This window comes from Sphingomonas sp. SphC10, from assembly GCF_057004845.1.
The window spans coordinates 1,994,362-2,020,380 of the sequence record NZ_CM168044.1 but is presented as its reverse complement, the minus strand read 5'-3'; the positions used below and the strand labels follow the sequence as shown (position 1 = coordinate 2,020,380).

Genomic DNA, 26,019 nt, shown 5'->3' with positions numbered 1-26,019 from the left:
TCACTAAAGATGAAGATGCGTTCCTGGTCTTCACAGTCATCGATCGACCAACGTAAGGGAGAGACGAGATGATGAAATATGCTTTTCTTGGCGCCGCGATGATGGTGTCTGCCCCCGTTCTGGCCCAGGTCACGCCTGCGCCGGCCCAGACCACTCCGGCTACACCGCAAGCTGCTCCGGCAACCACGTCCGACCCGGCGCAGACTGCGCAACCTACCGCTGATGTATCCGTATCCACCCAGGGTCAGGTGCAGGCGAACGGCAGCCAGATCGCCCAGGTCGTCGACACGCAGTTCCCGACCTATGACAAGGACGGTGACGGCAAGCTGAACAAGGCGGAATTCGCCCAGTGGATGGTCGCGCTGAAGTCGCAGACCGACCCGTCGACCAAGGCCGAGGCGCCCGCGACGAAGAAGTGGGTCGGCAGCGCCTTTGCCCAGGCGGATACCGACAAGGACAAGACGGTGTCCAAGACCGAGCTGACCGGCTTTCTGAGCCAGGGTCAGGGCTAAGACCGGAACACCCCCCTCCGTTCCGACGATTCCCCGAGCGGGGATGAGCGGGGCCGTCGGACCTTCGGGTTCGGCGGCCCTTTGCGTTGGGCCATCCCGATCCTTCCCATCGCAAGATGGGGAGCAATGTGACGCGGTACGAAAAAGGGCAGGGGCGTCGCCGCCACCTGCCCTTCTTTTCGTTCGCTGACCTCGAAAGGAAAGCGAGGCCGGATCAGGCCTCTTCCGAACCTTCGGCCTGCGCGTCGGCGTCGATCGCCTCGTCCTCGGCGGTCAGGACCGTCGGGGCAACGATGGTGGCGATCGCGAAGTCGCGGTCGTCGATGGCGGGCTCGGCGCCCTTGGGCAGCTTCACGTCCGAGATGTGGATCGAGTCGCCGATCGCCACACCCTTCAGCGAGACGCTGATTTCGGTCGGGATGTTGGCGGCGTCGACGACCAGCTCGATCTCGTGGCGGGTGACGTTCAGGACGCCGCCCAGCTTCACGCCGCTCTCGTCTTCGTCGGTGAACACGACGGGCACGGCGACCGTGACGGTCTCATGCTCGCCGATGCGCACGAAGTCGACGTGCAGCGGGCGATCGGTGACGGGATGGAACGCGACGTCCTTCGCCAGCGTGCGCTGGCCGTCCACCATGATGACCGAGGTGAAGAAATGACCGGTCATCAGCGCCTTGACGAGGGCCTTCTCTTCGAGATGGATCGACGCGGCGGCCTTGTTCTGGCCATAGATCACGGCGGGGACGCGGCCTTCACGACGCAGCGAACGGGAGGCTCCCTTGCCAACCTGATCGCGCGTCTCGGCGGCGAGCGTAAGGGTGTCGCTCATTCCAGTAACTCCGAAACAAAATGGATATAGGCTTCCGACCACGCCTCCAGGGATGACCATGACCGGAAGCGGCGGCGCATAGCGGCAATGGGGCCAAAAGGCAATATCGGGCGCTTGCATCGCTTTCGGGCGAAAGGCATCCTGCACCCCGAGCGATCAAGGCAAGGGAGAATGCCATGTTCGGTTGGATGGCGGCGGCGATGCTGCTGCAGGTGGCGCAGCCCGTCGGCGATACGGCGGACATCATCGTACGCGGCCAGCGGGCCGATCGCGCGCTGGCGAATTGTCTGAAGCGGGGATGCAATGTCCCCGACGACGTTCGATTGACCATGGCCCTTGCCGAGGCGCAATTTGGCCAGGGGCAGTATCGTATCGCCCGCGCAACCCTCGCACAGGGGATAGAGCGCACCAAAGCCGAAACGGCGGTTTATCCCCGCCAGATTTCGGCACTGTACGAGGCGACCGCGACGATCAATCGGCATATCGGCGATATGGAAGGCTATCGCAGCGCGGTGATCGGGCAGACCAGGCTGCTCCGCGAGAATGTCGACGAGAATGACCTCCAGCGGCGGATGCTGCCCCTGACCCTGGGTGACAGCTGGATGGATCGAGGACAATGGCGGCAGGCTTTGACCCTCTATAGCGATGCTCAACGGCAATATGTTCGGGCGGGGGATGCCCGTCTCGCGTCGCTGGCCGGCTTGCGGCGGGTATCGGTGATGCTGGCGCGGGACGATGTCGCGGGGGCTCGGCGAGCCTTGTCCGAGATTTCCGAGGCATCGGTGAGCCAGGACAGCGTCGTCGCACCGATTCGTGCCGTCCTGGCGGCGCGCATCGCCAAGGCATCCGGCCATGACGGCGAGGTGGATCGGTTGGTGGAGACATTGCGGACCGATGTCTCGCAGCCGCCGATCGTAGCGCAGGAGGCTCCGCTCAAAGACGACGCCCGAAATGCGCCGGACGAGACGCGGCGCATGGCCGATCTGTCGGTCAACCGATCGGGGGCTGGCGGTGGCGAGCCTATCCAGTGGGTGGACGTCAGCTATATGGTCCAACCCGATGGGCGCGTGACCGATGCCGAAATCCTGCGCGGAAACGGGGATCGCGGCTGGGCGGCACCCTATGTCGCGCAGATCGCCAGCCGTCGCTACCTGCCCATCACACTGACCGACGGTCGACCCGGCCTTTATCGGCTGGAGCGGTTGACCCGGCGGGCTAGACTGATCGTGCCGACGGGATCTTTCATCAAACAGGCGGTGGGACAGGTTTCGGTCGAGCGGCAGGATCTGACGCGTTACGACGTCGCATCGAAATAGGATGGCAAGGCGGGGACGGACGCCGCCCCCGTTCTCGCTTAGAACCGGATCGGCAGGCCGACCATGATGCGGCCATGGGACTCGCCGGCCTGTCCCCGCACGCGGAGCGAGAGGTTGCGGTTCAGCCGTTGCTCGATACCCAGGCCGGCGACCAGTCCGCTGGTTTCATCGAGCGAGCCGTTCGACAGGACGTTCGACGAGAGCCGCGTGTCGAAGCGATAGCCGCCATAGCCCGCCTCGGCGACGATCATGGTGTCGCGGCCCAGGACATAGCCCGCGCGGGCGGTCAGGCTGTATCCCCATGTCGCCTTTTGTTCGGCATAGGCGAAGACCTGCTGGCTGCGCGCGGTCCCGCCGCCGCCATGGACCGCGACTTCGCCGCCAAGTCGCAGCCGCTTCCCCACAGGCGCCATCCATCCGGCAAAGCCGCCGCCTGCTAGCCCGGTCGTTCGATAGGTCATGTCGTTATCGCCATTGCCGTTGTCCAGCGTTAAGCCGTGGATCACGACCCCGGCTTCGGGCCCTGCATAAGGCCCCGCAAATACGGGCTTTTCCTGCGCGAAGGCAGTGGCGGGCAGGCAGGTCAGCAGTATGGCGGCGAACAGGATGCGCATCGAGAACGTCCTTCGATCGGTCATAGGGCTCCCCATCGATTCCCTATGAATATTGATGTATGATAGTTATGAATTTCTGTAAAACAGAAAGATGATGATGGCGGGCAGATATTTCATGAGCCGGGGGCGGGCTCGGGCGGTGCGGGCGTTCGCGGTGTTGTGCTTCCTGATTGCGGGGGCGGGGGTCGCGACGCTGCCCACGATGCTGGTGGGGCCGCAGTGGCAGGCCTTCATGATCGACTGCGACGACGGATGCCGCGCCAAGCCCCAGCCGCTCGATCAATTGTCGCCGGAGGTCCGGCATGTCATCGCCAATCTGCCCAAGGCCTCGGAACGCATGACCGCTGCCATGGCGGAACCCTATTGGTGGTGGCGATTGTTGGGCATCCAGATGCTGGATGCCTTGCCCTTCACGCTATTGTTCTTCTCGGTCGGCATGGCGCTATGGCGTTTCGGCAATCGGCAGGAGCATCGCGATTGGAGCGGAATGCGCTGGTTGCAGCGGGCGACCGCCGCCGGCATTGCCATGGCGATCGCCGAACCCCTGGCGCAAGTGTTGCGGGATGCCGTCTTTCTGGGGGCGATGACGGATGTCGGGGCCTTTTCCTATTCGGTTGAATTTACCCTGATTATCGAGCGACTGCTGCTCGCCTGTGCGGCCTGGGCCGCGACCTGGGCGCTGGCGGCGGGGTTGCGCGCGCGGGGCGATCTGGCCGAGATCGTCTGATGCCCGTGACCGTCCATCTCGATATGATGCTGGTGCGCCGCAAGGTGAAGTCGAACGAACTCGCCCGTGCGATCGGGATCACCGAATCGAATCTGTCGCTGCTGAAGTCGGGCAAGGTGAAGGGGGTGCGCTTTTCCACCCTGGCGGCCATCTGCCGTTATCTCGACTGCGAGCCGGGGGACATATTGGGTTACGAGCCCTCCGACGACGACCTGACCGCCGAGGATGGCACCTGATCGGTCGCCAGCACGAGGGCACTGGTCCGACCGGTGGTGATCGTACAGCAAGGACCCAGCATCCGGGGCTCGCCGTCGAACAGCGCCAGATCGGCTTTGCGGCTGGCCAGTCGGAATGACGAGGCGGTGGCGCGCGTCACGCCCTTCGCCTCGGCCCAATTGCCCCGCATCGCGGCCCAGCCCAGTTCCATCATCCGTCGCCAGTGCCGCGCATCCACCGCCGTCAGCACCATCGCCGCCTCGCCCGGCTGGACGAACACCGCCTGATAGGCACGGGGCAGTTCCGGCATATCCTGCAACCGCAGGCCCCGGCCGAAGGTCCGGCGCCATGCCTGACCGATCGCGCGGAGCAGTCGCCTGGGTCGCCCGGCGCGCGCGGCTTCACGGGCATGAACCCAGCGGGTGGCGGGGCCGAGGATCAGCCCGGCATAGGCGCGGTGTCCGTCGCCGGTGACATAAGGAAGCGCGATCCGGCGGGGCGGCGGCCTCTGCTCCAGCCCTTCCAGGATCGTTTCGGCCGAAACATCGCCGTGCAGCTGCTTGGCCAGCAGGTTCATCGTGCCGCCGGGCAGGATCAGTACCGATCCCGCCCAGCCATCGAGTGCGGTGAGTGCGGCGTTGACGGTGCCGTCTCCCGCCAGCAGCACGACCAGCGTCGCGCCCGCCGCATCGAGATCCATGGGGGAGGGGATGGCCTGATCGGGAAAGCCGGTCCGCCCGACCAGGGTCCGGCCTTGCGCGGCCAGCCGTGTCTCGATCTGCGCGATGCCGTCGGCAGCGGTCGAGCCGGACCCGGCATTCGTCACCAACCAGCATCGCCGCATCGTCGCCCCGCCCCTTCATCGGCCGTCCGGGCCAGACTGTCGGTAGAACAGGCTTTTGCGTCCGGGCGATGACGATGCCGTCGCCCGGACCGGACCCCGTGACGGGGATCAATAGGCGATGCGTTCGGCCTTGATCCCCTGCTTGGCGAGCTGCGCCTGGACGCTGTCGTTACCCGCCAGATGCCCCGCGCCGACCGCGATGAAGATGGTGCCGGGCTTGGCCATGCGCTCCTTGATCCACGTCGCCCAGCGGGCGTTGCGGTCGGTCAGCAAGGTCTTGGCGACCTCGGGCGAGTCCTTCAGGCTTTCGTTCATCGTCTTGGCCAGCGCGTCGGGGTCGCCCTTGGCCCATTCGTCGACCATCTCGGCCATTTCCTCGCCCGCTTTGGGCAGGTCGTCGACCGTCGAGGTCAGGAAATCGATCTGCGCCTTTTGCGACAGGCCGTTAAAAAAGCCGATCTGCTGCTCGGCGGTTTCCAGCCCGGCGACCGGCTTGTTCGCCGCCTTGGCCGCGTCGGCCAGCACGGTTTCCGGCCCGTTCTTGGGATCGTAACCCAGCTTCTGGATCGGCGCGAGCGACAGGGTGACTCCCACCAGCCACGGCTTCATCCGGTCGAAGTTGCGCGGATCGGCCCCCAGATCGGTCACCGCCTTCAGATAGGCGCCGCGCTTGTCGGCGGGCAGCTGCTCGGTCAGGGTCGGGCCGGTGGTGACGAAGCCGTTCTTCATCACGATCTGCTGCATCGTCGCCGGATCGGGCTGCACCATCTCCAGCATCAGCTGGTCCGACTTGTCGAAGGCGGTCTTCACCGCCTCGTCGAACCAGCTCAGGCCGGGCTTCAGCACATGGATGGTGCCGAACAGATAGATGGTGGTGTCGGCATCCTTGACCACCCACAAAGCGGGATCCGCGTCATTGGGGTTCGGCTCGGGCTTGCTCTGGGCGCAGGCGGGCAGCGCCAGCATCAGCGCGAGCGAGGTGAGGGCGGCTTTCATGATCGTCTTCATGGGATCAGACTTTCGGAAAAGGAAGGGGCCGGATGGGAGAAGGGAGAGGTCAGGCATATTTGCGCCACATCCAGACGATGCCGCAGCTCGCCATCAGCGCGCCGTACACCCATTCGACCTGAAGGGGCGGCAGCACGCCGCCGCGCCACAGGAACCACCAGACGGGGGCGCCCAGGCCCACGACGTAAAAGGCCGCCAGCGCGCCGTCGCGATATGCGCGGCTCTCATGCTCGTCGACGACCCGATGCCAGCGCCAGGAGATGATCGGCAGGAAGACGCCCCACACCAGCGCCATGATGATCGCGAACCATAGCGGCAGCGGGGATGTCCACATATCGAGCGGACCGGGCTTGGCCCCGTGGGGCAGTTGGACGACGGACATGATTGCCATCGCAGCGCCGATCACGCCGCCCAGCGCCCCCGAAATGGCGACCAGTCGACGATTGGCGCGCTCGCTGGGGCCACGGGTGTCGCGCTTGGATAGGTTGATCATGGTCGCACCTCGATGGACAGATGGACGGAAAACTTTGGGATTGCGAGCTTGTGGTCGGCGATGCTGGCAGTCCGTATGGTTGGGCGAAGCGTATCGAGCGTGACCTTGCCCACCCGTCCGACACCCCAGCCGAGCAACGACAGCGCGATACCGGTACCGATGGCCGTGCGGGTCAGAAGGCGGCTCATGACCGCACCCGGCGGATAAGGTAGAAGGTCAGGCCGATAACGAGCGCAATGCCCCAATTATGACCTTCGAAATCGGTCTTGTGCAGTTGCGTACCGATAATGGTCAGCACCGGATGCAGGACGAAGTTCGTCAACCCGATCACGGCCCAGGTCTCGATAGACAGCCGCCGGTGCATTTCGTCGGTCTCGCGCCAATTACGCCACACGACGAGGCTTCCGAAAACCAGGATTGCGAGAGCGGCAACTTGGCCGAAGAGCCCAGGTGTGACGGGAGAGGAAAGCGGTAAGTTTCTATTCGCGGCGTCGATGGCCAATGGGGCGCTTATCAAGCCCAGCATCGTCACGATCAAAAACTCTCTGCGCCGCCGTTTCTTCCTTAGCACGCGCCCCGCCTCGCGGCTCTCGCCCCAATGGGCGTCGCGTTCACTCGCCGTCATGTTCATCATCGAAAATCTCCTCGATGGGCATCTCGAACAGCCGTCCGATGCGGAAGGCGAGCGGTAGCGAGGGGTCGTATTTCCCCGTCTCGATGGCGTTGACGGCCTGGCGCGACACATCCAGCCGCCCGGCGAGTTCCGCCTGGCTCCAGTTGCGTTCGGCGCGCAGCACCTTGAGGCGATTTTTCATGTCCACCTCCTCTTGCATGGCCAACCTCCCTTTGTCACCCGTGCATGACGTAATGTCAGGTGACCGTGACAAAGTGACAGTGAGTCGCGACACTGTCAATAAGACCTGACAAAATATCACGTCTGGCTGACTTTGTGCTTGATCCGCTCACGCGGATCCCGCGCCGACCCGCTCCCCCACCCGACCGCCCACAGCGTATTCTGAACAGGCGGTCGGGTGGGAGAGCGGGCCGGTGCGGTTACGAAAAGCCCGCTCGCCTTGACCGCACAAGGGCCATCCGCCAAAGCCTGCCCCATTATGCAGACCCGAAACGGCCCCCCGGAAGGACCACTTTCCTTCCAGCGCATGATCCTCACCCTCCATGACTATTGGAGCGAGCGGGGATGCGTGATCCTGCAACCCTATGACATGGAGATGGGGGCGGGCACCTTTCACCCCGCGACCACGCTGCGCGCGCTGGGGCCGGACAGCTGGAACGCCGCCTTCGTCCAGCCGTGCCGTCGCCCGACCGACGGCCGCTATGGCGAGAACCCCAACCGGCTTCAGCATTATTACCAGTATCAGGTGATCCTGAAGCCTTCGCCCGCCGATCTGCAGGACCTGTATCTGGGCAGCCTGGCCGCGATCGGCGTCGACATGACGAAGCATGACATCCGCTTTGTCGAGGACGATTGGGAAAGCCCGACTTTGGGTGCCTGGGGCCTGGGCTGGGAAGTCTGGTGCGACGGGATGGAGGTGACGCAGTTCACCTATTTCCAGCAGATGGGCGGATACGACATGAAGCCCGTCGCGGGTGAGCTGACCTATGGGCTCGAACGGCTGGCCATGTACATCCAGGACGTCGACAATGTGTACGACCTGCGCTTCAACGATGCGGGCGTGAGTTACGGCGACGTGTTTCTCGAAAACGAGAAGCAGATGTCGACTTGGAATTTCGAGGTCGCCGACACCGACACGCTGTTCGACGCCTTCAAAAAGGCGGCGGCCGAGTGCGAGCGCTGTCTGGAGGCCAAGCTGCCCATCCCCGCCTATGAACAGGCGATCAAGGCCAGCCACACCTTCAACCTGCTGCAGGCGCGCGGCGTGATCTCGGTGGCGGAGCGCCAGGCCTATATGGGCCGCGTCCGCGATCTGGCGAAGGGCGCGTGCGGCGCCTGGATGGACAAGAACGGCTGGGCCGCGTGATGACTGATTTTCTGCTCGAACTCCGCTCCGAAGAAATCCCCGCCCGGATGCAGGCGGGGGCGCGGGAGAACCTCGCCAAGCTCTTTACCGCCGAACTCGCCAAGGCGGGGCTGTCGGCGGGTGAGATCGTCACCTATGCGGGGCCGCGTCGCCTCGCACTGATCGCGCGCGGGCTGCCTGCCGCGACCGAGGCCGTGTCCGAGGAAGTGAAGGGGCCGCGTGCCTCCGCCCCGCCGCAGGCGCTGGAGGGCTTCCTGCGCAAGACCGGGCTGTCGCGCGAGCAGCTGACCGAGCGCGACGGGGTGCTGTTCGCGATCACCGAAAAGCCCGGCCGCGCGACGGCGCAAGTGCTGGCCGAGGCGATCCCCGCCATCGTCCGCGCCTTCCCCTGGCCAAAGTCGATGCGCTGGGGCGCCGAGTCCGCCTCGACCGAGTCGATGCGCTGGGTCCGTCCGCTGCACGCCATCGTCGCGCTGTTTGGGGCTGAGGTGGTGCCGTTCGCAATCGCCGGGATCACCAGCGGCAATACGACGCGAGGCCACCGCTTCCACGCGCCCGCCGAGATCGTGCTGACCGGCGCCGACACCTATGTCGAGCAACTGCGCGGCGCCAAGGTGCTGGTCGACCAGGACGAGCGCGCCGCGATCATCCGTGAGCGCGCCTCCGCGCTTGCCGCCGAGGCCGGGCTGGAGCTGGTCGAAGACGAAGGGCTGGTGGCCGAGAATGCCGGGCTGACCGAATGGCCGGTGCCCCTGCTAGGGCGCTTCGACGAAGCCTATCTCGACGTGCCGCCCGAAGTCATCCAGCTGACCGCGCGGGTGAACCAGAAGTATTTCGTCTGCCGTTCGGGTGACGGCAAGCTGGCGAACGCGTTCGTCTGCACCGCCAATATCGAGGCGACCGACGGCGGTGCGAAGATCGTCGAGGGCAATGGCAAGGTGCTCGCCGCCCGCCTGTCCGACGCGCGCTTCTTCTACGAGACTGACCTGAAGACCAGGCTCGACGAGTTGCGGCCCAAGCTGGAAAAGATCGTCTTCCACGAAAAGCTCGGCACCGTCGCCGACAAGGTCGAGCGGGTGGCAAAGCTCGCCCGCTGGCTGGTCGAAGAGGGTATCGTCACCGAATCCCCCTCCCGCAGGCGGGAGGGGCTAGGGGAGGGCAGTGCCCCAAGCGACGTCGCTGGTGCAGAGGTCCCCCCCCCATCCCAGTTTCAGGTGAACGATGCCCCGCATCGTTCAGGTCATGCCGGGGGCATGACCGACCTGAAACTCGCAAGCGGAGGGGGCGAGCTCGCCGATCTGGCGGAGCGCGCCGCGTATCTGGCGAAGGCCGATCTCGTCACCGGCATGGTCGGCGAGTTCCCCGAATTGCAGGGCCTGATGGGCGGTTATTACGCCGCCGCGCAGGGCGAAGACCCGCGCGTCGCCGAGGCGGTTCGCGATCACTACAAGCCGGTCGGACAGGGCGATGATGTCCCTACCGCGCCGGTGACGGTGGCCGTGGCGCTGGCGGATAAGCTGGATAGCGTCGCACAGTTCTTCATGGTCGGGTTGAAGCCCAGCGGTTCGAAAGATCCGTTCGCTTTGCGCCGGGCGGCGTTGGGTATCGCCAGCACCATCCAGCAGAACGGCCTGCGCTTGCCCTTCTACGCGGCGAGCATCCGGGCCATGGGCAATGTCGACCACGGATCGACGGAAATGATGGACTTCATCATCGACCGCCTGAAGGTCCAGCAACGCGAAGCGGGCGTCCGTCACGACCTGATCGACGCGGTGTTCGCACTCGGCGGCGAGGACGACCTCGTCCGCCTGCTCGCCCGCGTCCGCGCGTTGCAAGCCTTCGTCACCACCGATGACGGCACCAACCTGCTCGCCGGGTATAAGCGCGCCGCGAACATCCTGAAGAAGGAAGGCGTCGAGGGCGACCAGGCCTGGACCGCGCCGACCTATACGCTCGAACCCGCCGAGGCCGATCTGATCGCCGCGCTCGACGCGGCCGAGCCCAAGGCTGCGCAAGCGGTGCAGGCCGAGGATTTCGAGGCCGCCATGGCCGCGCTCGCCTCGCTTCGCGCGCCGATCGACCGGTTCTTCGACGATGTGACCGTCAACGATGCCGATCCGGCCAAGCGGACTGCGCGTCTTGCGTTGCTCGCGCGGGTCCGGGCCGCCGTGCATACGGTGGCGGATTTCTCGAGGATCGAGGGATGAGTTGAGCCGGATCGGGAGACGGGGGCAAACGTTCCTGTCTTCCCCTCCGGCAATATCGCCTTATTAACACCGACGCCTGTGTCCCCAGGGCGTCGGACGTGACGACCAGTAAAGGATCGAACCGATGACCTATGTGTACCGTTTCGGCGGCGGCGTTTCGGACGGCGGTAAGGGGGACAAGAACCTGCTTGGCGGCAAGGGCGCGAACCTGGCCGAGATGGCCTCGATCGGCCTGCCGGTGCCGCCGGGCTTCACCATCTCGACCGCGATGTGCACCCGCTATTACGAGGATGGCGAGCAGTTCCCGCAGGAACTGCGCGACGAGGTGGCCGACGGCATCGCGCATATCGAGGCGGTGACGGAGAAGCGCTTCGGCGATCCGGAAAACCCGCTGCTGGTCTCGGTCCGCTCGGGCGCGCGGGTGTCGATGCCGGGCATGATGGACACGGTGCTGAACCTGGGCCTCAACGACGAAACCGTCGAGGGGCTGGCCAAGAAGGCGGGCGACGAGCGTTTCGCCTGGGACAGCTATCGCCGCTTCATCCAGATGTATGCCGATGTCGTCCTGGAACTGGATCACGGTGCTTTCGAGGAAGCGCTGGAGATCGCCAAGGAAGACAACGGCTTCACCCTCGACACCGAAATGTCCGCCGAGGACTGGAAGGCGCTGGTCACCACTTATAAGGGCCTGGTCGAGGAGCAATGGGGCAAGCCTTTCCCGCAGGACGTGCACGACCAGCTCTGGGGCGCGGTCGGCGCGGTGTTCGGGTCGTGGCAGTCGGAGCGGGCGAAGGTCTATCGCCGCCTGAACGACATTCCCGCCGACTGGGGCACCGCCGTCAATGTCCAGGCGATGGTCTTCGGCAATATGGGCGACACCTCGGCGACCGGCGTGGCCTTCACGCGCGACCCGTCCAAGGGCGACCGCGCCTATTATGGCGAGTTCCTGATCAACGCGCAGGGCGAGGATGTGGTCGCGGGCATCCGCACGCCGCAGTACTTGACCAAGGCCGCGCGCGAGGAAGCGAACGCCAAGCCCGCCTCGATGGAAGAGGCGATGCCCGAGGTCTATGCCGAGCTGGCCGCCGTCTTCGACCAACTCGAGACGCATTACCGCGACATGCAGGACATCGAGTTCACGGTCGAACAGGCCAAGCTCTGGATGCTCCAGACCCGTTCGGGCAAGCGCACCGCCAAGGCGGCGCTGAAGATCGCGGTCGACATGGCCAATGAGGGCCTCATCACCCGCGAGGAAGCGATCGCGCGGGTCGATCCGGCGGCGCTCGACCAGCTGCTCCACCCGACGCTCGATCCCGATGCCAAGCGCGACGTGCTGACCAAGGGGCTTCCTGCCTCGCCGGGTGCGGCCTCGGGCAAGGTGGTGTTCGACGCCGATGCCGCCGAGCGTGCGGCGGCGGCGGGCGAGGCGGTGATCCTCGTCCGTGTCGAAACCTCGCCGGAGGATATTCACGGCATGCACGCGGCCAAGGGCATCCTGACCGCGCGCGGCGGCATGACCAGCCATGCGGCGGTCGTGGCGCGCGGCATGGGGCGGCCTTGCGTCTCGGGTGCGGGCAGCCTGTCGATCGACAATAAGGCCAAGCTGCTGCGCGTCGGTTCGCGTGAGGTGCGCGAGGGCGACATCCTGACGCTCGACGGTTCGACCGGCGAGGTGATGGTCGGCGCGGTGGCGACCGTCCAGCCCGAACTGGCGGGCGACTTCGGCACGCTGATGGAATGGGCCGATCAGGTCCGCCGCCTGAAGGTCCGCGCCAATGCGGAAACCCCGCTCGACTGCCGCACCGCGCGCGAGTTCGGCGCGGAGGGCGTCGGGTTGTGCCGCACCGAGCATATGTTCTTCGACGCCGCGCGGATCACGGCGGTGCGCCAGATGATCCTGGCCTCGGACGAAGCGGGCCGCCGCGCCGCACTCGCCAAGCTGCTGCCCGAACAGCGCGCCGACTTCACCGCGATCTTCGAGGTGATGGCGGGCCTGCCGGTGACGGTGCGCCTGCTCGACCCGCCGCTGCACGAATTCCTGCCGCAGCAGGAGGCCGAGTTCGCCGAGGTCGCGACGGCGGCGGGCGTCGACGTCGATACGCTGAAGCGCCGGGCCACCGAACTCCATGAGTTCAACCCGATGCTCGGCCATCGCGGCTGCCGCCTGGGCGTGACCTATCCGGAAATCTACGAGATCCAGGCGCGGGCCATCTTCGAGGCGGCGCTGGACGTGGCGGAAAAGTCGGGTGAGGCCCCGATCCCCGAGGTCATGATCCCGCTGGTCGCCACGCGCCGCGAGCTGGAACTGATGAAGACGGTGGTCGACAAGGCCGCGCAGGCGGTCTTCGCCGAACGCGGCAAGACGGTCGAATATCTGGTCGGCACCATGATCGAGCTGCCGCGCGCCGCGCTGAAGGCGGGCGAGATCGCCGAGGTCGGCGAGTTCTTCTCCTTCGGCACCAACGACCTGACCCAAACGACGCTGGGCGTCAGCCGCGACGACGCGGCGCGCTTCCTGAGCGCCTATGTCGAAAAGGGCATCTACGCCAAGGACCCGTTCGTCAGCCTGGATGTCGAGGGTGTGGGCGAACTGGTCAGCCTGGCCGCCGAGCGCGGTCGCGCGACGCGGCCGGGGATCAAGCTCGGCATTTGCGGCGAGCATGGCGGCGATCCTGCATCGATCGCTTTCTGCGAGGCGGTTGGCTTGGATTATGTCTCGGCCAGCCCATACCGCGTGCCGATCGCACGGCTGGCGGCGGCACAGGCGGCGTTGAAGGCGCGGTGATGTTGGGGAGGGGTGGTTTCGGCGGGTTTGTCGCCCGGAACCTTCCCTCCCCCATCCCCTCCCGCTTGCGGGAGGGGTGCGCCGTTGGGCAACCGTTTTGCTGATCTCAGAAGCTATAGCCTAGTTGAAGCGCTGGACGTTTCCGCTGGGCACACCCCTCCCGCAAGCGGGAGGGGATGGGGGAGGGCCGGGTGTCTCACCGAGCCCTAACCCCACGAAACCAATCACCCGCGCGTCGTAACCCGGTTCCCGAAGTCGAACCACCCGCGACGCTCACCCGCCGGATAGGCCGGACGCGCTGCGCTCGCCGCGACCGGGCGATAGGTCGACGCCGGGGCGGTCCGCTCCACCACCGGCGCAGCCGCGACCGGCTGGGCACTCGCCAAGCGGCGGTTTTCCTTTTCCAGCTCGGCGATGCGGGCCTGTGCCGCCGTCAGCTTGGCCTCGGTATCCTTTACCTGTGCGGCATGGGCATCCCGTTCGGTGGCGTAGCGGGTGCGCCATTTGCGGCCGCCCGGATGGCTCGCCAGCCCGAAGAGCCAACCCGCGATGAGGACCAGCCCCAGCACGGCGAACTGCGTCGTCGAAGTGAACAGCATCGCGTCGATCCCATCCTGTTGATTTTGGTCTGTTACGACCGGTCAACGACTGGCGGGGGCGCTGGTTGCGAGCGGCGGGCTTATTGCCCTGCTGTCCCTATTGTCCGGCGATCAGCGTGTCCTTGATCGAACAGGCGGCGGGGCCGAGGATGACGACGAACAGCACCGGCAGGATGAACAGGATCAGCGGCACGGTCATGATCGCGGGCAGGCGCGCGGCCTTTTCCTCGGCGCGCATCATGCGTTCGTGACGGAATTCGGCCGACAGGACGCGCAGCGCGCTGGCCAGAGGCGTGCCGTATTTCTCGGTCTGGATCATCGTGGTGACGACGCCGCGCAGCGAATCGAGATTGACCCGCATGGCCAGGTTTTCCAGCGCCTGACGCCGGTCGGTCAGGAAGCCGAGTTCGACCGAGGTCAGCTGAAATTCGTCGCCCAGTTCGGGATAGGCGCGGCGCAACTCGCGCGACACGCGGGCAAAGGCGGCATCGACGGTGAGCCCTGCCTCGGCGCAGATGACCATCAGGTCGAGCGCATCGGGCAGGCCCTTGCGGATCGCGGCAGTGCGCTTGTCGACCTGGTTCTTGAGCGCCAGGTCCGGAGCCTTATAGGCCAGCAGGAGCATGCCCGCGACGATCATGTAGCAGCTGAAGCCGCTCCAATCGGCAAAGTCCTCGGTGCCATAGACCCACAGGGCCATGCCGCCGCCCAGGACGATCGGCAGGGCCAGCCGTCCGAAGATGACCGCGAACGCCATCTCCTTCGAGCGGATGCCCGCTTGGAGCAGGCGCAGCTGGATCGCCTTGACCTGTTCGTCCTGCAGCATCTTGAGCGCGTCCAGGACGGTGCGCATCCGCTCCAGCAACGTGGCGCGGTCGATCAGTTGCGCACGGCGCTTCGGAGCATTGTCGATCCCGGCCTTCAGCAGCTCGCGCCGTTCGTTCAAGGCGCGCACCCGCTTCGTCATCGGGTCGCGACTGCCGATCAGGGCATAGCCCGCGACCAGCAGCGCAAAGACGCAGACGCCCCAAAGCAGCGCGCTGAGCGATGCGGGGTCGAGGCCGAGAATGGCGGGCGCGGGACTGGTCATTCAGATCTCGAAACTGATCATGCGGGACATGATGAAGGCGCCCAGGCCCATCCAGACGAAGCCCGCCGCCCCGACCAGCATCAGGCGCGGATCGATGAAGAAGCGGGCCATATAGGGCTGGTTGATCATCCAGATCATGCCGAACACGGCAAAGGGGAGGAAACCGATGATATAGGCCGACGCCTTGGATTCGGACGACATCGCCTTGATCTTCAGCTTCATCTGCGCACGCTTGCGCAGCACCTCGGCCAGGTTGGACAGCGTCTCGGCCAGGTTGCCGCCGGTTTCGCGCTGGATGGCGATGGCGATGACGAAGAAGCGGAATTCGGGAATGTCGAGCCGGTCGGCGGTTTCCTGAAGCGCGGCGTCCATGCTGCGGCCGATGCGCATCCGGTCGGTGACGGCGCGGAACTCCTCGCCAATCGGACCCGGCAGTTCGAGCGCGACGACCGCCATCGTCTCGCTGATCGGCAGGCCCGAACGCAGGCCGCGGACCAGCAGTTCGATGGCGTCGGGAAAGCGGACGACGAACTTGTTGCGTCGCTTCACGATCATGCGGCCGACGACCAGATGCGGCACCCAGAGGCCGAGGGTGATGCCGAGCAGCAGCGCGCCGAAGAAGGGCAGGCCGAAGACCATCAGCAGGATCAGCATCCCGAACGACAGTCCCGCACTCGCCATGCCATATTGGCCGACGGTCCAGTCGCGTCCGGTACTGTCCAGCCGGGTGGCCAGCTTGGCGGGATTGGGGAGCAGGCGGCCGAACGCCTTGTCCATCCGCGTGTCACCGGCCAGCGCGATCCCGCGCGAGGCGGCGACGGCCTCCAGCGGCTTGCCGAGGTCGAGCGCGACGCGACTGCGAAGCCCCGCCAGCCGTCGCGTCTGGCTGCGCGAGCGGGCAGGCGCGGCAAAGGCCGCCATGGCCAATACCAGCGTCAGGAAGACGCCCATGGCCAGGATCAGGGTCGCCGTCATCGACATGGTCGTCAGTCGGCCCGGGCCCGCTTGCCGAGCAGCGACTTCAGGTCGAACCGGTCGAGCAGCCCGCGCTTGGCCGACATGTCGACAATGCCCTCGGCCGAGGCGCACAGCCGCTGGGTCAGCTCGATCAGCGGCGCGATGGTGCGCGAGGTGCGGCCGAGTTCGGCGATGGGCTTGCCGACCTTGGCCGCCTGGACGACCACCTTGGGGTCATAGGGCATGACGAAATCGATCGGGCGCTCGATCGACCCCTCGAAATCGCTCTGCGCGATCTCGCACTGGCCGGGCGGCTGGACCCGGTTGGCGATGGTTAGCACCGTCGCCTGCGGCGCATGTGTCTTGGCCCAGGACAGCAGGCGGATCGTGTCGCGCGCGGCGGCCAGGGTCAGCTCGGTGACGAGCACGATGGTCTGCGCCGATCCGACCAGCATCGGCTGTTGGATCATCATCCCGCGCGGCAGATCGACGATGGTCGTCTCGAAGTTCAGGCGCATCTCGTCCTGCAACTGGGCAAAGGCCTGGCCATCGGTCAGGATCGGCGCGCTGATCGGCGCTTCGGCCGACAGGATCGCCAGCTTTTCCGATGCCTTGACCATGGCGCGTTCCAGGAACAGCCCGTCAATGCGGCTGGGATTGTCGATCGCATCGACCAGCCCGCGTCCCGGCTCCAGGTCCAGCGCTAGCGCGGCGGTGCCGAAATGCACGTCCAGGTCGAGCAGCGCCGTCGTCCGGTCGAGCCGCTCCGCCATCAGCCAGCCGAGCGAGGTGGCAACGGTCGAGGCGCCCACGCCGCCACGCACGCCGACCACCGCGACGCTGCACGTCGCCTTTTCGGGGGCCATCTCCATGGCGCGGGGGGCGTGCAGGATGGTGCGGGCCTGCGCGATCGTCTCGCGCAGCTGGTCGGCGTTGATCGGCTTCAACAGATAGTCGTGCAGACCGCTGGCGATCAGCGAGCGGTACAGCCGGACGTCGTTGACCGATCCGACCGCGATCACGATCGTGCCGGGTTCGCAGACTTCGGCCAGATTGCCGATCTCGCTGGCGGGATCGTCGGTATCGGTCAGGTCGACCAGCAGGATCTGCGGGCTGGCCAATACCGACAGCGACTGGATCGCCGCGGACAGGCCGCCTTTCATGACCTTGTCGACCGACCATCCCTGTTCGGCGACGAGCGGGCGGATCGCCTCGACCGTCCAGTCGTCGCTGACAAAGGCGAGGAACGGGTCGCGGACGGTCAGCATGGCGGGTTTCCAGGGGGCGTTCACTGTGCGCCTCCTGCGGAAGCGCCGCCGCCACCGCCGCCCTGGCTGCTATTGGGATCGCGCAGCGTGGTGCCGCCACGCCCCGTCGGCGGCGCGGCGCGCAGGGCCTTGACCCCGCGGGTGCCGGTTTCGGTATCGCTGGTGGCGGCACCGGGCACGCCCTGTGCCAGGTCGGTAGGGTTGGCGACCATCGCGGCAAGGTTGCGATTGATCGCACAGCCATGGTTGGACGAGGTCTTGCCATCCCAGTCGAGCGCGGTGTCGCTGCGCAGGTCGGGGCAGCCCGGCACGGTGGCACGGGCGCGAGTCACGACCACGCGGATCGTGGCGGGGGCGACCGGGCTGCGCGTGATCGGCGATGCCTGACCGAGCAGCAGGCCATAGCGGCCGATCACGCCCGCGACTTCGCGATAGGCGCCGGGGCCTTCACCCGCCGGGTCCTCCACCACGACGCGGTCGCCATAGCCGAGATGCAGGTTGCGCGCCCAGCCGTCGAGCCGCCGATCCTCGTCCGCCGCCAGCCGTCCGCCGGACAGCGCCAGGTCGAGCGCATAGTCGGTCTGCGACACGACCGGCTGATGCCGGGTTTCCAGATCCGGCTGACCGGCACCCATGCAGCCGCCAGTCATCAGCACCAGGCCGAGCGGCATCAGAAGGAGGGGCGAGCGACGCATGGGGCGCATTATCCTTGGGCAGGCGGTCATTCGGAAAAGCCCGGAGTCGGCATATTCTTCTTTCTCGCGGGCAGTGTGGTTGCGGCGCCATGCGGCACGGGCGCGACCTCGGCTGCCATCGGTCGACCCTGAACCGGCGGGGTCATGGTCGGCACCGGGCGCGGCGTCGACGTATCGCCGCCGCCGCCCATCCGGCCCAGCAGCACGCGTTCGGCGTCATTGGCCGGACGCATCCCGTCGGTCGGCAGCGCGATCTCGGAGGGCGAGTTGACCGGCTTCACCAGATAGGGGGTGATGATGATGACCAGCTCGGTCTCGTTGCGCTTGAACGCGTTGGAGCGGAACAGCGAACCGATCAGCGGCAGGTCGCCCAGCCACGGCGTCTTCTCGATCGAATTGTCGCGCGAGTTGGACAGCAGGCCGCCGATCATCATGCTTTGGCCCGACCCCAGCTCCAGCGTGGTCTCGGCCCGCCTAGTGGTCAGCGCGGGGATCGAGGTTCCGCTGATCGTGACCGAGCCCACCGACGAAAGCTGCGACACCTCCGGCCGGACGCGCAGCGAGATGCGCCCGTCGGACAGCACCGTCGGCGTGTAGGACAGGCTGACGCCATATTGCTTATACTCGACCGACACCGCGCCGAAGCCGCTGGCCAGCGGAATGGGAATCTCGCCACCCGCCAGGAAGGTCGCGGTCTCCCCCGACAGGGCGGTCAGATTGGGGTTGGCCAGCGTCGCCACCTGACCCAGCGACTCGCCCAGGTCGATCGCGCTGAGCAGGTCCATGCCCAACACGCGTCCGCCCAGGCCCAGCGTCGTGCGCTGCGTGCCGGGGTTGAACGTATATCGGGTGCCGGCCGGAAGACCCGCCGCATCGGTCAGCTTGTCGATGCTGCCCGCATTGCGGCCCGACGCGATGCCGAACACGAAGCCGCTGGAATTGGCGTCACGGTTCAGCAGGTTGACGCCGATCTGCTTGACGAAGCTGCGATTCACTTCGGCGATGCGGACCTGAAGGTTGACCTGGAGCGGGGTCGCCGTCTTCAACCGGCTGATGATTCGCGTGTCCTTGCCGACATAGGCCTGGACCAGCCGCTCGGCCTCGGCGGCGTCGTCGGGCGCGGCGATGGTGCCGGTCAGCAGGATCAGGCCGTTCATCGGCGTGGCGACGATCTGGGCCTCGGGCATGGCCAGCTTCAGCATCCGGCCGATCGAATCGAGATTGTTGCCGATACGGACGGTTGCCGCATAGACGACCGCACCGCCGCGCCCTGTGGCGGAGACGGTGGTCTCGCCGGGCTTCTTGCCGAAGATATAGAGCTGGGTCGGCGAGCGGACCTGCACATCGGCGATGCTGTCGTCGGCGACGAACAGGTCGGTCATCGGACGGGGCAGGGTGATCAGCCGCGCCCGGCCGGTGTTGATCTCCAACGCGCCCGAACCGTCGCTGGCCGGGGTCGAATCACCCGGCCCGGACGGCGCCGACCGCGCGGGCGACGGGGCGAGAAGCAGCGGAGCCAGCATCAGCACGAAGGCCGAGGTGCGCGGCGCGCGCAAGAGCAGCGAACGAAGCGACATGGTCAATTTCCATCCCCCATCGGCGCGGCGCCGGATGACGCGGCAACCGAGCGGCCCCGAGCCACACGCACGCCAGCGCTTTCGGACCTGCCGCGTGCCTCACCGATGGCAGGGGCCGCAGGGTTGATGGCGGAATTGTCGTTGGCCATGGCGATCGCGCCGTGGCTGGGCGTGGAGTCGGTGTTGCGGCCGGGTATGGTGCGGCGCTGATAGCGCGACACGTCCGCTCCGGTGACATAGGACGCCCGGTCGACCATCGGCTGGGCGACCGCACTCGGATCGCCGCCCGCCGCCAGGTCGGCAGGCCGCTCGGCCAGCGCGCGCAGCGACAGCGACAGCGTGCCGACCGTCTGGGCGACTGCCAATTGCTCGGCCATTTTGGGCGTCGTCTCGACGGTGACGGTGGTGAAGGTGTGGACCTGGGTCTTGCCGTCCTCGGCCGCCTGATTGTCGGTGCGCTGGTCGGTCGCCAACACGCGGATGTTGCGCAGGATCGTCTCCGACACCTTGAGCGGCGGGCCATCGCCACCGCCTGCGACATCCTGGGTCAGGACCATGTCGATCCGGTCGCCCGGAAACACGAAGCCCGCGACCGCGGTCTGCGCCGACACGGGCACGGTGACGGCGCGCATGCCGGGCGTGAGCGCGGCAGCCAGGAAGCCGCGATCGCCCGGACTGACGAGCGCGCCCTGGGTCAGCGGCTGACCGGCGGTGATCGCGTAGCGCAGCACGGTGCCCTGCAATTTGGCGATGTCGGCCTTGCCGCGCACATAATAGGCCCCGGCCAGCATGTCCTTGGGCCAGGGCTGGAACTTCAGGGCGGTGGGGTCGATGATCGTGCCGACCGGCAAGGTGCGGGTGGCCACCAGGACCTCGGCCTGCGGTTCGACGGGAGCGGCGACCGTGACGGCCTGGGCCTGGGGAACGCTGCTACCGGCGGTGACGGTCCGGGCGAATAGGGCCGTGATCCCTGCCACTAGCAGGGCCCCGACCAGCAGTAACACTTTTCGACTGTCCATCCTGCGTTCTTCGGCCTTGGCCGAGCCCGATGCTCGGTTCGATTGGTTGGTTAAATGGACGGAAAGGGGTTAAATAACGGTTCCTGAAGGACGACGAGCGCGGCCACCGCGATGGCCACGCCGTAGGGAACCTCGATCGCCGGAGCGGCGTCGCCCAGCCTTCGGACGCGCAGGCGGTGGTCGACCAGCATCGCGATCGTGACCGCGCCGCCCGCAAGCGACATGACCAGCAACATGCGGAACAGCGACGGCAGGGGCAGCCACAGGGCTACGGCCGCGATCATCTTCACATCGCCGCCGCCCATCATGCCGATGCGAAACGCCTGGGCGAACAGCAGGAACATCGCGATGCCGACGCCGAGCTGCACCGCCATGCCGGGCCAGACGGAAACGCCGCTCGCCCACCACCACAGCGGGGCGAGCAGCGCGATGGCGATATTCTTGCGGTCGGCGATCTCGCGGGTGCGCGCATCCTCGATCCCCGCCGACACCAGCAGCAGGATGAGCGCCACCAGCAGCGCGATACGCATTATGCTCCATTCCATGGCATGAAGCCCTAGACGGCGGGGCTTTCAAAACCGTAACCGGGATACGGATGACCGACACCCTGTCCCTTCGCCGCAGCTTCCCGGCTGCCGCCACGCTGTCGCGCTGGCACGCGCCCGACGGGTGGGAGCATCGGCGCTTCGACTGGGCGGCGCGCGCGCCGCGCGGACGGCTGTTGTTCCAGACCGGCCGTGCCGATGTGATCGAGAAATATCTGGAGGTCTTCGCCCATCTGGTCGGGCGGGGATGGAGCGTCACTGCCTTCGACTGGCGCGGGCAGGGGGGATCGGGGCGGTTGCTGGTCGATCGCCATGTCGGGCATGGCGGCAATTTCTCCATACTGGTCGAGGATTTGCGGGCCTTTTGGGGGGCATGGCGGGCCGAGGACTCCGCAGGCGAACTGCCGCATGTGCTTCTGGGGCATTCGATGGGCGGGCATCTGGCGTTGCGGGCGGTGGTCGAGGGGGCGGTCGATCCGCAAGCCCTGATCCTCGTCGCGCCGATGCTGGGCCTGCGCCTGCCGACCGGTGCGCTGCTGGGGGCGGGAATCATCCGCCTGATGAACGCGCTGGGCCGGGCCGAGCGCGGCATCTGGGAGGCCAAGGAAGGTCCCGGCCATCATACGCGGCAGCGCAACCTGACCCATGATGTCGAGCGGTTCGAGGATGAGGGCTATTGGTACGCCCGACAGCCCGATCTTGCGCTGGGGCCGCCAAGCTGGGGCTGGCTGGCCGCCGCGCTGCGCTCGATCCGGGCGCTGGGGCGCGATCCCCGGCTGGACCGGGTGAGCGTGCGCTCGCTGATGCTGATCGCCGAAGCTGACCGTCTGGTCGATCCCAAGGCAGCCACCGCCATCGCCGCCCGGATCGGCGCGCGGGTCGAGCGGTTCGGGCCGGAGGCGGCGCATGAATTGCTGCGCGAGATCGATCCGGTGCGGCTGCGCGCGCTAGCGGCGATCGATGCTTTTCTGGACGGGGTGGCGGCGTGATCCACGACGTCGCGATCATAGGCGCGGGCATGGCCGGGGCAGGGCTGGCCGCCGCGATCGGATCGCGCGCGCGCGTCCTTCTGCTGGAGGCGGAGGACATGCCCGGCCGCCATGCGACGGGGCGTTCGGCGGCCTTCTGGTCGGAAACCTATGGCGGCCCGGCGGTGCAGCCGCTGACCACCGCCTCGGGCCCTGCCCTGCGCGACGGGGGATATCTGACGCCGCTCGGTTCGCTGCATGTCGGCCGCGCGGAGGACGAGGCGCGGGTCGAGCGGCTGCTCACGGATTTCGACGGGAGCGGGGTGGCGCTCTCACGCGTCGATCCGGCGGCCCGTATCCCCGGCCTTCGCCCCGAATGGGTGCACGGCGTCTGGGAGCCGAGCTGCGCCTATATCGACGTCGCCGCGCTCCACGCGGACTGTCTGGCGGCGGCGAAGGCTGCGGGTACGGAAATCCGGACCGACGCGGCTTTGCTGGCGGCCGAGCGGCGCGATGGCGTCTGGCATCTGGAAACCCGCGCGGGATCGTTTTCGGCCAAAGTGCTGGTCAATGCAGCCGGTGCCTGGGCCGATGACGTGGCGAAGCTTGCGGGCGTCGCGCCGATCGGCATCACCCCCTATCGCCGGACCATGGTGCAACTGCGCACCGATCCGCCTGTGCCGGAAGGCCTCCCCCATGTCGTCGACATAGCGGGTCGTTTCTACTTCAAGCCTGAGGTGGGCGGGCGGCTCTGGCTGACCCCGCATGACGAGACGCCGAGCGTGCCCTGCGACATCGCGCCCGAGGAATGGGACGTCGCGGTCGCCATCGACCGGCTGGAAAAGGTCGTCGACTGGCGCGTCGAGGCGGTCGAGCGCCGCTGGGCAGGGCTGCGCAGTTTCGCCCCCGACCGCGCGCCGGTATACGGCTTCGATGCACGCATACCGGGTTTTTTCTGGTGCGCGGGGCAGGGCGGCTTCGGCATCCAGACCGCCCCCGCCGCCTCGGCGCTGGCGGCGGCGTTGCTGCTGGGCGAGGGGCCTGTGCCCGAGGGGATCGAACCCCAACGCTATGGCGCAGGCCGATTTTCTGCTAAGGGATGATCGCTTCTTTTCCGGAGAGATCATCATGGCACACAGCTTTGCGATCGAGAAGAACAAGGCGGGCGAGTATGTCGCCAAGTTCCGCTACAACAGCGAACTGATCTGGTGGACCGAAGGCTATGCCAGCAAGGCCGGAGCCCGAAACGCCATCGAATCCGTCCTGAAGAACGGACCGAACGCGCCGATCCACGAACCGGAGTGATCTGCGCTTCGGGGCAAAGGACGCGGCAGGCGTTGGATTATTTCCGAAACGTCTCCGCCGCGTCGCTGGCCAGCTTGTCGGCGCGCTCGTTGTCGGGGTGGCCGGCATGGCCCTTCACCCATTTCCACTCGATCTGGTGGCGTTCGGCCGCCGCGAGCAGGGCCTGCCAGAGTTCGGCATTCTTGACCGGCTTCTTGTCCGCCGTGCGCCAGCCATTGCGCTTCCAGCCGTGGATCCACTTGGTCAGGCCGTCCATCACGTAACGGCTGTCGGTCGACAGCGTGACGGCGCAGGGGCGCTTGAGCGCGTTCAGCGCCTCGATCGCGGCCATCAGCTCCATGCGATTGTTGGTCGTCAGAGCCTCGCCGCCGGACAATTCCTTTTCATGCGTGCCCGCGCGGATCAGCGCGCCCCAGCCGCCGGGGCCGGGATTTCCCTTGCACGCGCCGTCGGTGGCGATCTCGACGGGGGTCACAGTCCGGCCTTTCCGTCGCGATAGGCGATGTAGCGCCGCCAATAGGCCAGCGGGTCCTTGCGCGTCACCAGCGCGTCGGCGGGGGTGTTGAGCCAGTCCCAAGCCCGCGACAGGGCAAAGCGCAGGCATGCCCCCATCGCCAGCTTCGCGAACGCCGCGCGCTCCGCCTCGGTCAGCGGGAAGTGGCGTTCATATCCCTCAACCAGCGCCTCGCCGATATCGGGCGCGTAGACTTCACCGCTGGCGTCGAAACTCCAGGCGGAGTGCATTACGGCCAGGTCGTAGACGCGGAAATCGGTGCAGGCGAAATAGAAGTCGATCAGCCCGGTGACCTTGTCGCCCAGCACCAGGACATTGTCGGGGAACAGGTCGGCATGGATGACGCAGGTATCGAGGCCCTGCGCCTCCCAGCCGCCTAGCACGGCGTCGAGCGCCTCGCCCATCGCGTCGTGCAGACCCGGCTCGATCCGGTCGAGATCGTGCCCGCATTGCGCGAACAGCGGCCGCCAGCTGGCATGACCCATCGAATTGGCGCGGGTCTGCGGGAAGTCCTGCACCGCCCGGTGCATCGCCCCCATCGCATCCGCCGCCGCCAGCGCCTGGGCCGGGGTGGGGTGCGACAGCGACACGCCGGTCAGGAACTGGATCAGGCACGCCGGGCGGCCCGCCAATTCCTGAATCTCCACGCCGTCCCGGTCCTTGATCGCGGGCGGCACCGGCAGGCCCTTGGCCGCCAGATGGTCGAGCAGCGCCAGGAAGAAGGGCAGGTCGCCCGCCGCCACGCGCTTTTCGTACAGCGTCAGGATGAACCGCGCGGTCGTGGTGTCGACCAGGTAATTGCTGTTCTCGACGCCCTCGGCGATCCCCTTGGCGGAGATCAGGTCGCCCACGTCATAGCGTGCCAGAAACGCCGACAGCGCCTCGGCCGAAACCTGCGTATAGACGGCCATGGTTCAGGCGGCCGTTTCCAGCCCGCGGGGCAGCTTGAAGGCGATGGTCTCGCGCGTCGTCTCTTCCTCGCGCTCGGAAACGATGAAGCGTTCCGACAGGCGATCGACCAGTTCGCGCACCAGCAGCTCGGGCGCGGAGGCCCCGGCGGTCAGGCCCAGCGTCTTCACGCCGTCCAGAAACGCCCAGTCGAGATCGGCGGCACGCTGGATCAGCATCGCACGCTTGCCCGCCCGCTCGGCCACTTCGACCAGACGCAGCGAGTTGGAGGAATTGGGCGCACCGATCACCAGCACTGCGTCGCACTCTGCGGCGATCGCCTTGACGGCGGCCTGGCGGTTTGAGGTGGCATAGCAGATATCCTCGCCGCGCGGCCCCTGGATCGTGGGGAAGCGGCGCTGCAACGCCTCGATCGTCGCGGCGGTGTCGTCGACCGACAAGGTGGTCTGGGTCAGGAAGGCGAGATTGTCGGGATCGGCGGGTGCGAACGCCTCGACATCCGCAACCGTCTCGACCAGCGACATCGAACCTTGCGGCACTTGGCCGAAGGTGCCGATGACCTCGGGGTGCCCGGCATGGCCGATGAAGACGATGTGGCGGCCCATCTCGACCAGCCGCTCGGCCTGGCGATGCACCTTCGACACCAGCGGGCAGGTCGCGTCGAAATAGGCCAGGCCCCGGTTCTCCGCATCGGCGGGCACCGACTTCGGCACCCCATGCGCGGAGAAGACGACATGTGCGTTGGGCGGCACCTCGTCCAGTTCCTCGACGAAGATCGCGCCCTTGGCCTTCAGGCTGTCCACGACGAACTTGTTGTGGACGATCTCGTGCCGGACATAGACCGGCGCGCCATGCTTCTCGAGCGCCAGCTCGACGATGCGGATGGCGCGGTCGACGCCGGCGCAGAAACCGCGCGGGGCGGCGATCAACAGGTCGAGCGGCGGCTTCGTGGCGTCGGTCATGGATGGGGTCATGGGGACGGCTCTACGCCATTGCTTGCGCGCGTCCAACCCGGTTCCTAT

At 66.8% G+C, this 26,019-nt stretch carries 29 protein-coding genes; 10 read left to right on the top strand and 19 right to left on the bottom strand.

Going from position 1 to position 26,019, the window contains the following annotated elements; genetic code table 11:
• The first annotated feature begins 68 nt into the window (after positions 1–68).
• Entirely contained in the window at positions 69–512 is a 444-nt protein-coding gene (locus ACWKSV_RS09090; RefSeq protein WP_076717166.1) for an EF-hand domain-containing protein, read from the top strand.
• A gap of 214 nt (positions 513–726) precedes the next feature.
• Here ACWKSV_RS09090 and ACWKSV_RS09085 read toward each other — a convergent pair whose 3' ends face one another.
• Positions 727–1,341 (bottom strand): 50S ribosomal protein L25/general stress protein Ctc, encoded by a 615-nt coding sequence (locus ACWKSV_RS09085; protein WP_076717164.1) that lies wholly within the window; start codon positions 1,339–1,341, stop codon positions 727–729.
• Positions 1,342–1,517: 176 nt separating this feature from the next.
• On the opposite strand from ACWKSV_RS09085, the gene ACWKSV_RS09080 reads away from it, so the two are divergent.
• A complete protein-coding gene (locus ACWKSV_RS09080) occupies positions 1,518–2,657 on the top strand; it encodes a hypothetical protein (protein WP_076717163.1) in 1,140 nt (379 codons plus the stop codon).
• Between the two features lie 38 nt (positions 2,658–2,695).
• Here the strand turns inward: ACWKSV_RS09080 and ACWKSV_RS09075 are convergent, their stop codons facing one another.
• Positions 2,696–3,271 (bottom strand): outer membrane protein, encoded by a 576-nt coding sequence (locus ACWKSV_RS09075; protein WP_076717161.1) that lies wholly within the window; start codon positions 3,269–3,271, stop codon positions 2,696–2,698.
• A gap of 115 nt (positions 3,272–3,386) precedes the next feature.
• Here ACWKSV_RS09075 and ACWKSV_RS09070 point away from each other — a divergent pair, with 115 nt between their 5' ends.
• Together ACWKSV_RS09070 and ACWKSV_RS09065 are read left to right on the top strand one after the other, a co-directional pair.
• Positions 3,387–3,998: a hypothetical protein gene (locus tag ACWKSV_RS09070; protein ID WP_156884313.1), complete on the top strand. Its 612-nt coding sequence runs from the start codon at positions 3,387–3,389 to the stop codon at positions 3,996–3,998.
• Positions 3,998–4,234: a helix-turn-helix domain-containing protein gene (locus ACWKSV_RS09065; RefSeq protein ID WP_076717158.1), complete on the top strand. Its 237-nt coding sequence runs from the start codon at positions 3,998–4,000 to the stop codon at positions 4,232–4,234. The genes ACWKSV_RS09070 and ACWKSV_RS09065 overlap by 1 nt, the downstream gene beginning before the upstream one ends.
• Here the strand turns inward: ACWKSV_RS09065 and ACWKSV_RS09060 are convergent.
• The 6 genes from ACWKSV_RS09060 to ACWKSV_RS09035 all read right to left on the bottom strand — a co-directional run bounded on the left by ACWKSV_RS09060 (position 4,189) and on the right by ACWKSV_RS09035 (position 7,374).
• A complete protein-coding gene (locus ACWKSV_RS09060) occupies positions 4,189–5,040 on the bottom strand; it encodes a diacylglycerol/lipid kinase family protein (protein ID WP_237243421.1) in 852 nt (283 codons plus the stop codon). The two genes, ACWKSV_RS09065 and ACWKSV_RS09060, sit on opposite strands and share 46 nt — an antisense overlap.
• A 126-nt stretch (positions 5,041–5,166) precedes the next feature.
• On the bottom strand, positions 5,167–6,066 hold the full coding sequence (locus ACWKSV_RS09055; protein ID WP_076717155.1) for a TraB/GumN family protein: 900 nt from the start codon (positions 6,064–6,066) through the stop codon (positions 5,167–5,169).
• A gap of 49 nt (positions 6,067–6,115) precedes the next feature.
• Positions 6,116–6,559, bottom strand: a complete 444-nt coding sequence (locus ACWKSV_RS09050) for a hypothetical protein (protein ID WP_076717154.1) — start codon at positions 6,557–6,559, stop codon at positions 6,116–6,118.
• Positions 6,556–6,747: a hypothetical protein gene (locus tag ACWKSV_RS09045; protein WP_076717152.1), complete on the bottom strand. Its 192-nt coding sequence runs from the start codon at positions 6,745–6,747 to the stop codon at positions 6,556–6,558. The genes ACWKSV_RS09050 and ACWKSV_RS09045 overlap by 4 nt, the downstream gene beginning before the upstream one ends.
• A complete protein-coding gene (locus tag ACWKSV_RS09040) occupies positions 6,744–7,193 on the bottom strand; it encodes a hypothetical protein (RefSeq protein WP_156884312.1) in 450 nt (149 codons plus the stop codon). The genes ACWKSV_RS09045 and ACWKSV_RS09040 overlap by 4 nt, the downstream gene beginning before the upstream one ends.
• Positions 7,171–7,374: a helix-turn-helix transcriptional regulator gene (locus tag ACWKSV_RS09035; protein WP_056434642.1), complete on the bottom strand. Its 204-nt coding sequence runs from the start codon at positions 7,372–7,374 to the stop codon at positions 7,171–7,173. Before ACWKSV_RS09035 ends, ACWKSV_RS09040 begins: the two co-directional genes overlap by 23 nt.
• 345 nt (positions 7,375–7,719) lie before the next feature.
• Between ACWKSV_RS09035 and ACWKSV_RS09030 the strand changes: the two genes are divergently transcribed.
• From ACWKSV_RS09030 to ppdK, 3 genes are all read left to right on the top strand, one after another.
• Positions 7,720–8,559, top strand: coding sequence for a glycine--tRNA ligase subunit alpha (locus tag ACWKSV_RS09030; protein WP_056434449.1), 840 nt, complete (start codon positions 7,720–7,722; stop codon positions 8,557–8,559).
• Positions 8,559–10,766, top strand: coding sequence for a glycine--tRNA ligase subunit beta (gene glyS / locus ACWKSV_RS09025; RefSeq protein WP_191864558.1), 2,208 nt, complete (start codon positions 8,559–8,561; stop codon positions 10,764–10,766). Before ACWKSV_RS09030 ends, glyS begins: the two co-directional genes overlap by 1 nt.
• Before the next feature lie 124 nt (positions 10,767–10,890).
• Complete coding sequence (gene ppdK / locus ACWKSV_RS09020) at positions 10,891–13,551, top strand: pyruvate, phosphate dikinase (RefSeq protein ID WP_076717149.1); 2,661 nt, start codon at positions 10,891–10,893, stop codon at positions 13,549–13,551.
• 224 nt (positions 13,552–13,775) lie between these two features.
• Here ppdK and ACWKSV_RS09015 read toward each other — a convergent pair whose 3' ends face one another.
• The 8 genes from ACWKSV_RS09015 to ACWKSV_RS08980 all read right to left on the bottom strand — a co-directional run bounded on the left by ACWKSV_RS09015 (position 13,776) and on the right by ACWKSV_RS08980 (position 21,286).
• Positions 13,776–14,150, bottom strand: coding sequence for a hypothetical protein (locus ACWKSV_RS09015; protein WP_076717147.1), 375 nt, complete (start codon positions 14,148–14,150; stop codon positions 13,776–13,778).
• 97 nt (positions 14,151–14,247) lie between these two features.
• Positions 14,248–15,240, bottom strand: coding sequence for a type II secretion system F family protein (locus ACWKSV_RS09010; RefSeq protein WP_076717146.1), 993 nt, complete (start codon positions 15,238–15,240; stop codon positions 14,248–14,250).
• A complete protein-coding gene (locus ACWKSV_RS09005; RefSeq protein ID WP_076717144.1) occupies positions 15,241–16,221 on the bottom strand; it encodes a type II secretion system F family protein in 981 nt (326 codons plus the stop codon).
• 5 nt (positions 16,222–16,226) lie between these two features.
• The gene (locus ACWKSV_RS09000) at positions 16,227–17,489 is read right to left on the bottom strand and encodes a pilus assembly protein CpaE (RefSeq protein WP_076717143.1); all 1,263 of its coding nucleotides are present in this window, start codon (positions 17,487–17,489) and stop codon (positions 16,227–16,229) included.
• Complete coding sequence (locus ACWKSV_RS08995; protein WP_172839684.1) at positions 17,486–18,160, bottom strand: CpaD family pilus assembly lipoprotein; 675 nt, start codon at positions 18,158–18,160, stop codon at positions 17,486–17,488. The genes ACWKSV_RS09000 and ACWKSV_RS08995 overlap by 4 nt, the downstream gene beginning before the upstream one ends.
• Before the next feature lie 26 nt (positions 18,161–18,186).
• Positions 18,187–19,737: a type II and III secretion system protein family protein gene (locus tag ACWKSV_RS08990; RefSeq protein WP_076717139.1), complete on the bottom strand. Its 1,551-nt coding sequence runs from the start codon at positions 19,735–19,737 to the stop codon at positions 18,187–18,189.
• Positions 19,738–19,739: 2 nt separating this feature from the next.
• Positions 19,740–20,756 (bottom strand): Flp pilus assembly protein CpaB, encoded by a 1,017-nt coding sequence (gene cpaB, locus ACWKSV_RS08985; RefSeq protein WP_483666790.1) that lies wholly within the window; start codon positions 20,754–20,756, stop codon positions 19,740–19,742.
• Positions 20,757–20,806: 50 nt separating this feature from the next.
• Positions 20,807–21,286: an A24 family peptidase gene (locus ACWKSV_RS08980; protein ID WP_083706692.1), complete on the bottom strand. Its 480-nt coding sequence runs from the start codon at positions 21,284–21,286 to the stop codon at positions 20,807–20,809.
• 65 nt (positions 21,287–21,351) lie between these two features.
• Here ACWKSV_RS08980 and ACWKSV_RS08975 point away from each other — a divergent pair, with 65 nt between their 5' ends.
• Genes ACWKSV_RS08975 through ACWKSV_RS08965 form a run of 3 tightly spaced genes read left to right on the top strand, consistent with a single transcriptional unit; the run spans position 21,352 to position 23,574 of the window.
• The gene (locus tag ACWKSV_RS08975) at positions 21,352–22,290 is read left to right on the top strand and encodes an alpha/beta fold hydrolase (RefSeq protein WP_076717134.1); all 939 of its coding nucleotides are present in this window, start codon (positions 21,352–21,354) and stop codon (positions 22,288–22,290) included.
• The gene (locus tag ACWKSV_RS08970; RefSeq protein WP_076717132.1) at positions 22,287–23,372 is read left to right on the top strand and encodes an NAD(P)/FAD-dependent oxidoreductase; all 1,086 of its coding nucleotides are present in this window, start codon (positions 22,287–22,289) and stop codon (positions 23,370–23,372) included. Before ACWKSV_RS08975 ends, ACWKSV_RS08970 begins: the two co-directional genes overlap by 4 nt.
• A gap of 25 nt (positions 23,373–23,397) precedes the next feature.
• On the top strand, positions 23,398–23,574 hold the full coding sequence (locus tag ACWKSV_RS08965) for a YegP family protein (RefSeq protein WP_076718339.1): 177 nt from the start codon (positions 23,398–23,400) through the stop codon (positions 23,572–23,574).
• 37 nt (positions 23,575–23,611) lie between these two features.
• Here ACWKSV_RS08965 and rnhA read toward each other — a convergent pair whose 3' ends face one another.
• Genes rnhA through ispH form a run of 3 tightly spaced genes read right to left on the bottom strand, consistent with a single transcriptional unit; the run spans position 23,612 to position 25,959 of the window.
• On the bottom strand, positions 23,612–24,049 hold the full coding sequence (gene rnhA / locus ACWKSV_RS08960) for a ribonuclease HI (RefSeq protein WP_056434428.1): 438 nt from the start codon (positions 24,047–24,049) through the stop codon (positions 23,612–23,614).
• Positions 24,046–24,999 (bottom strand): homoserine kinase, encoded by a 954-nt coding sequence (gene thrB, locus ACWKSV_RS08955; protein ID WP_076717131.1) that lies wholly within the window; start codon positions 24,997–24,999, stop codon positions 24,046–24,048. The genes rnhA and thrB overlap by 4 nt, the downstream gene beginning before the upstream one ends.
• A 3-nt stretch (positions 25,000–25,002) precedes the next feature.
• Positions 25,003–25,959, bottom strand: coding sequence for a 4-hydroxy-3-methylbut-2-enyl diphosphate reductase (ispH, locus tag ACWKSV_RS08950; protein ID WP_156361108.1), 957 nt, complete (start codon positions 25,957–25,959; stop codon positions 25,003–25,005).
• Positions 25,960–26,019 lie beyond the last annotated feature (60 nt).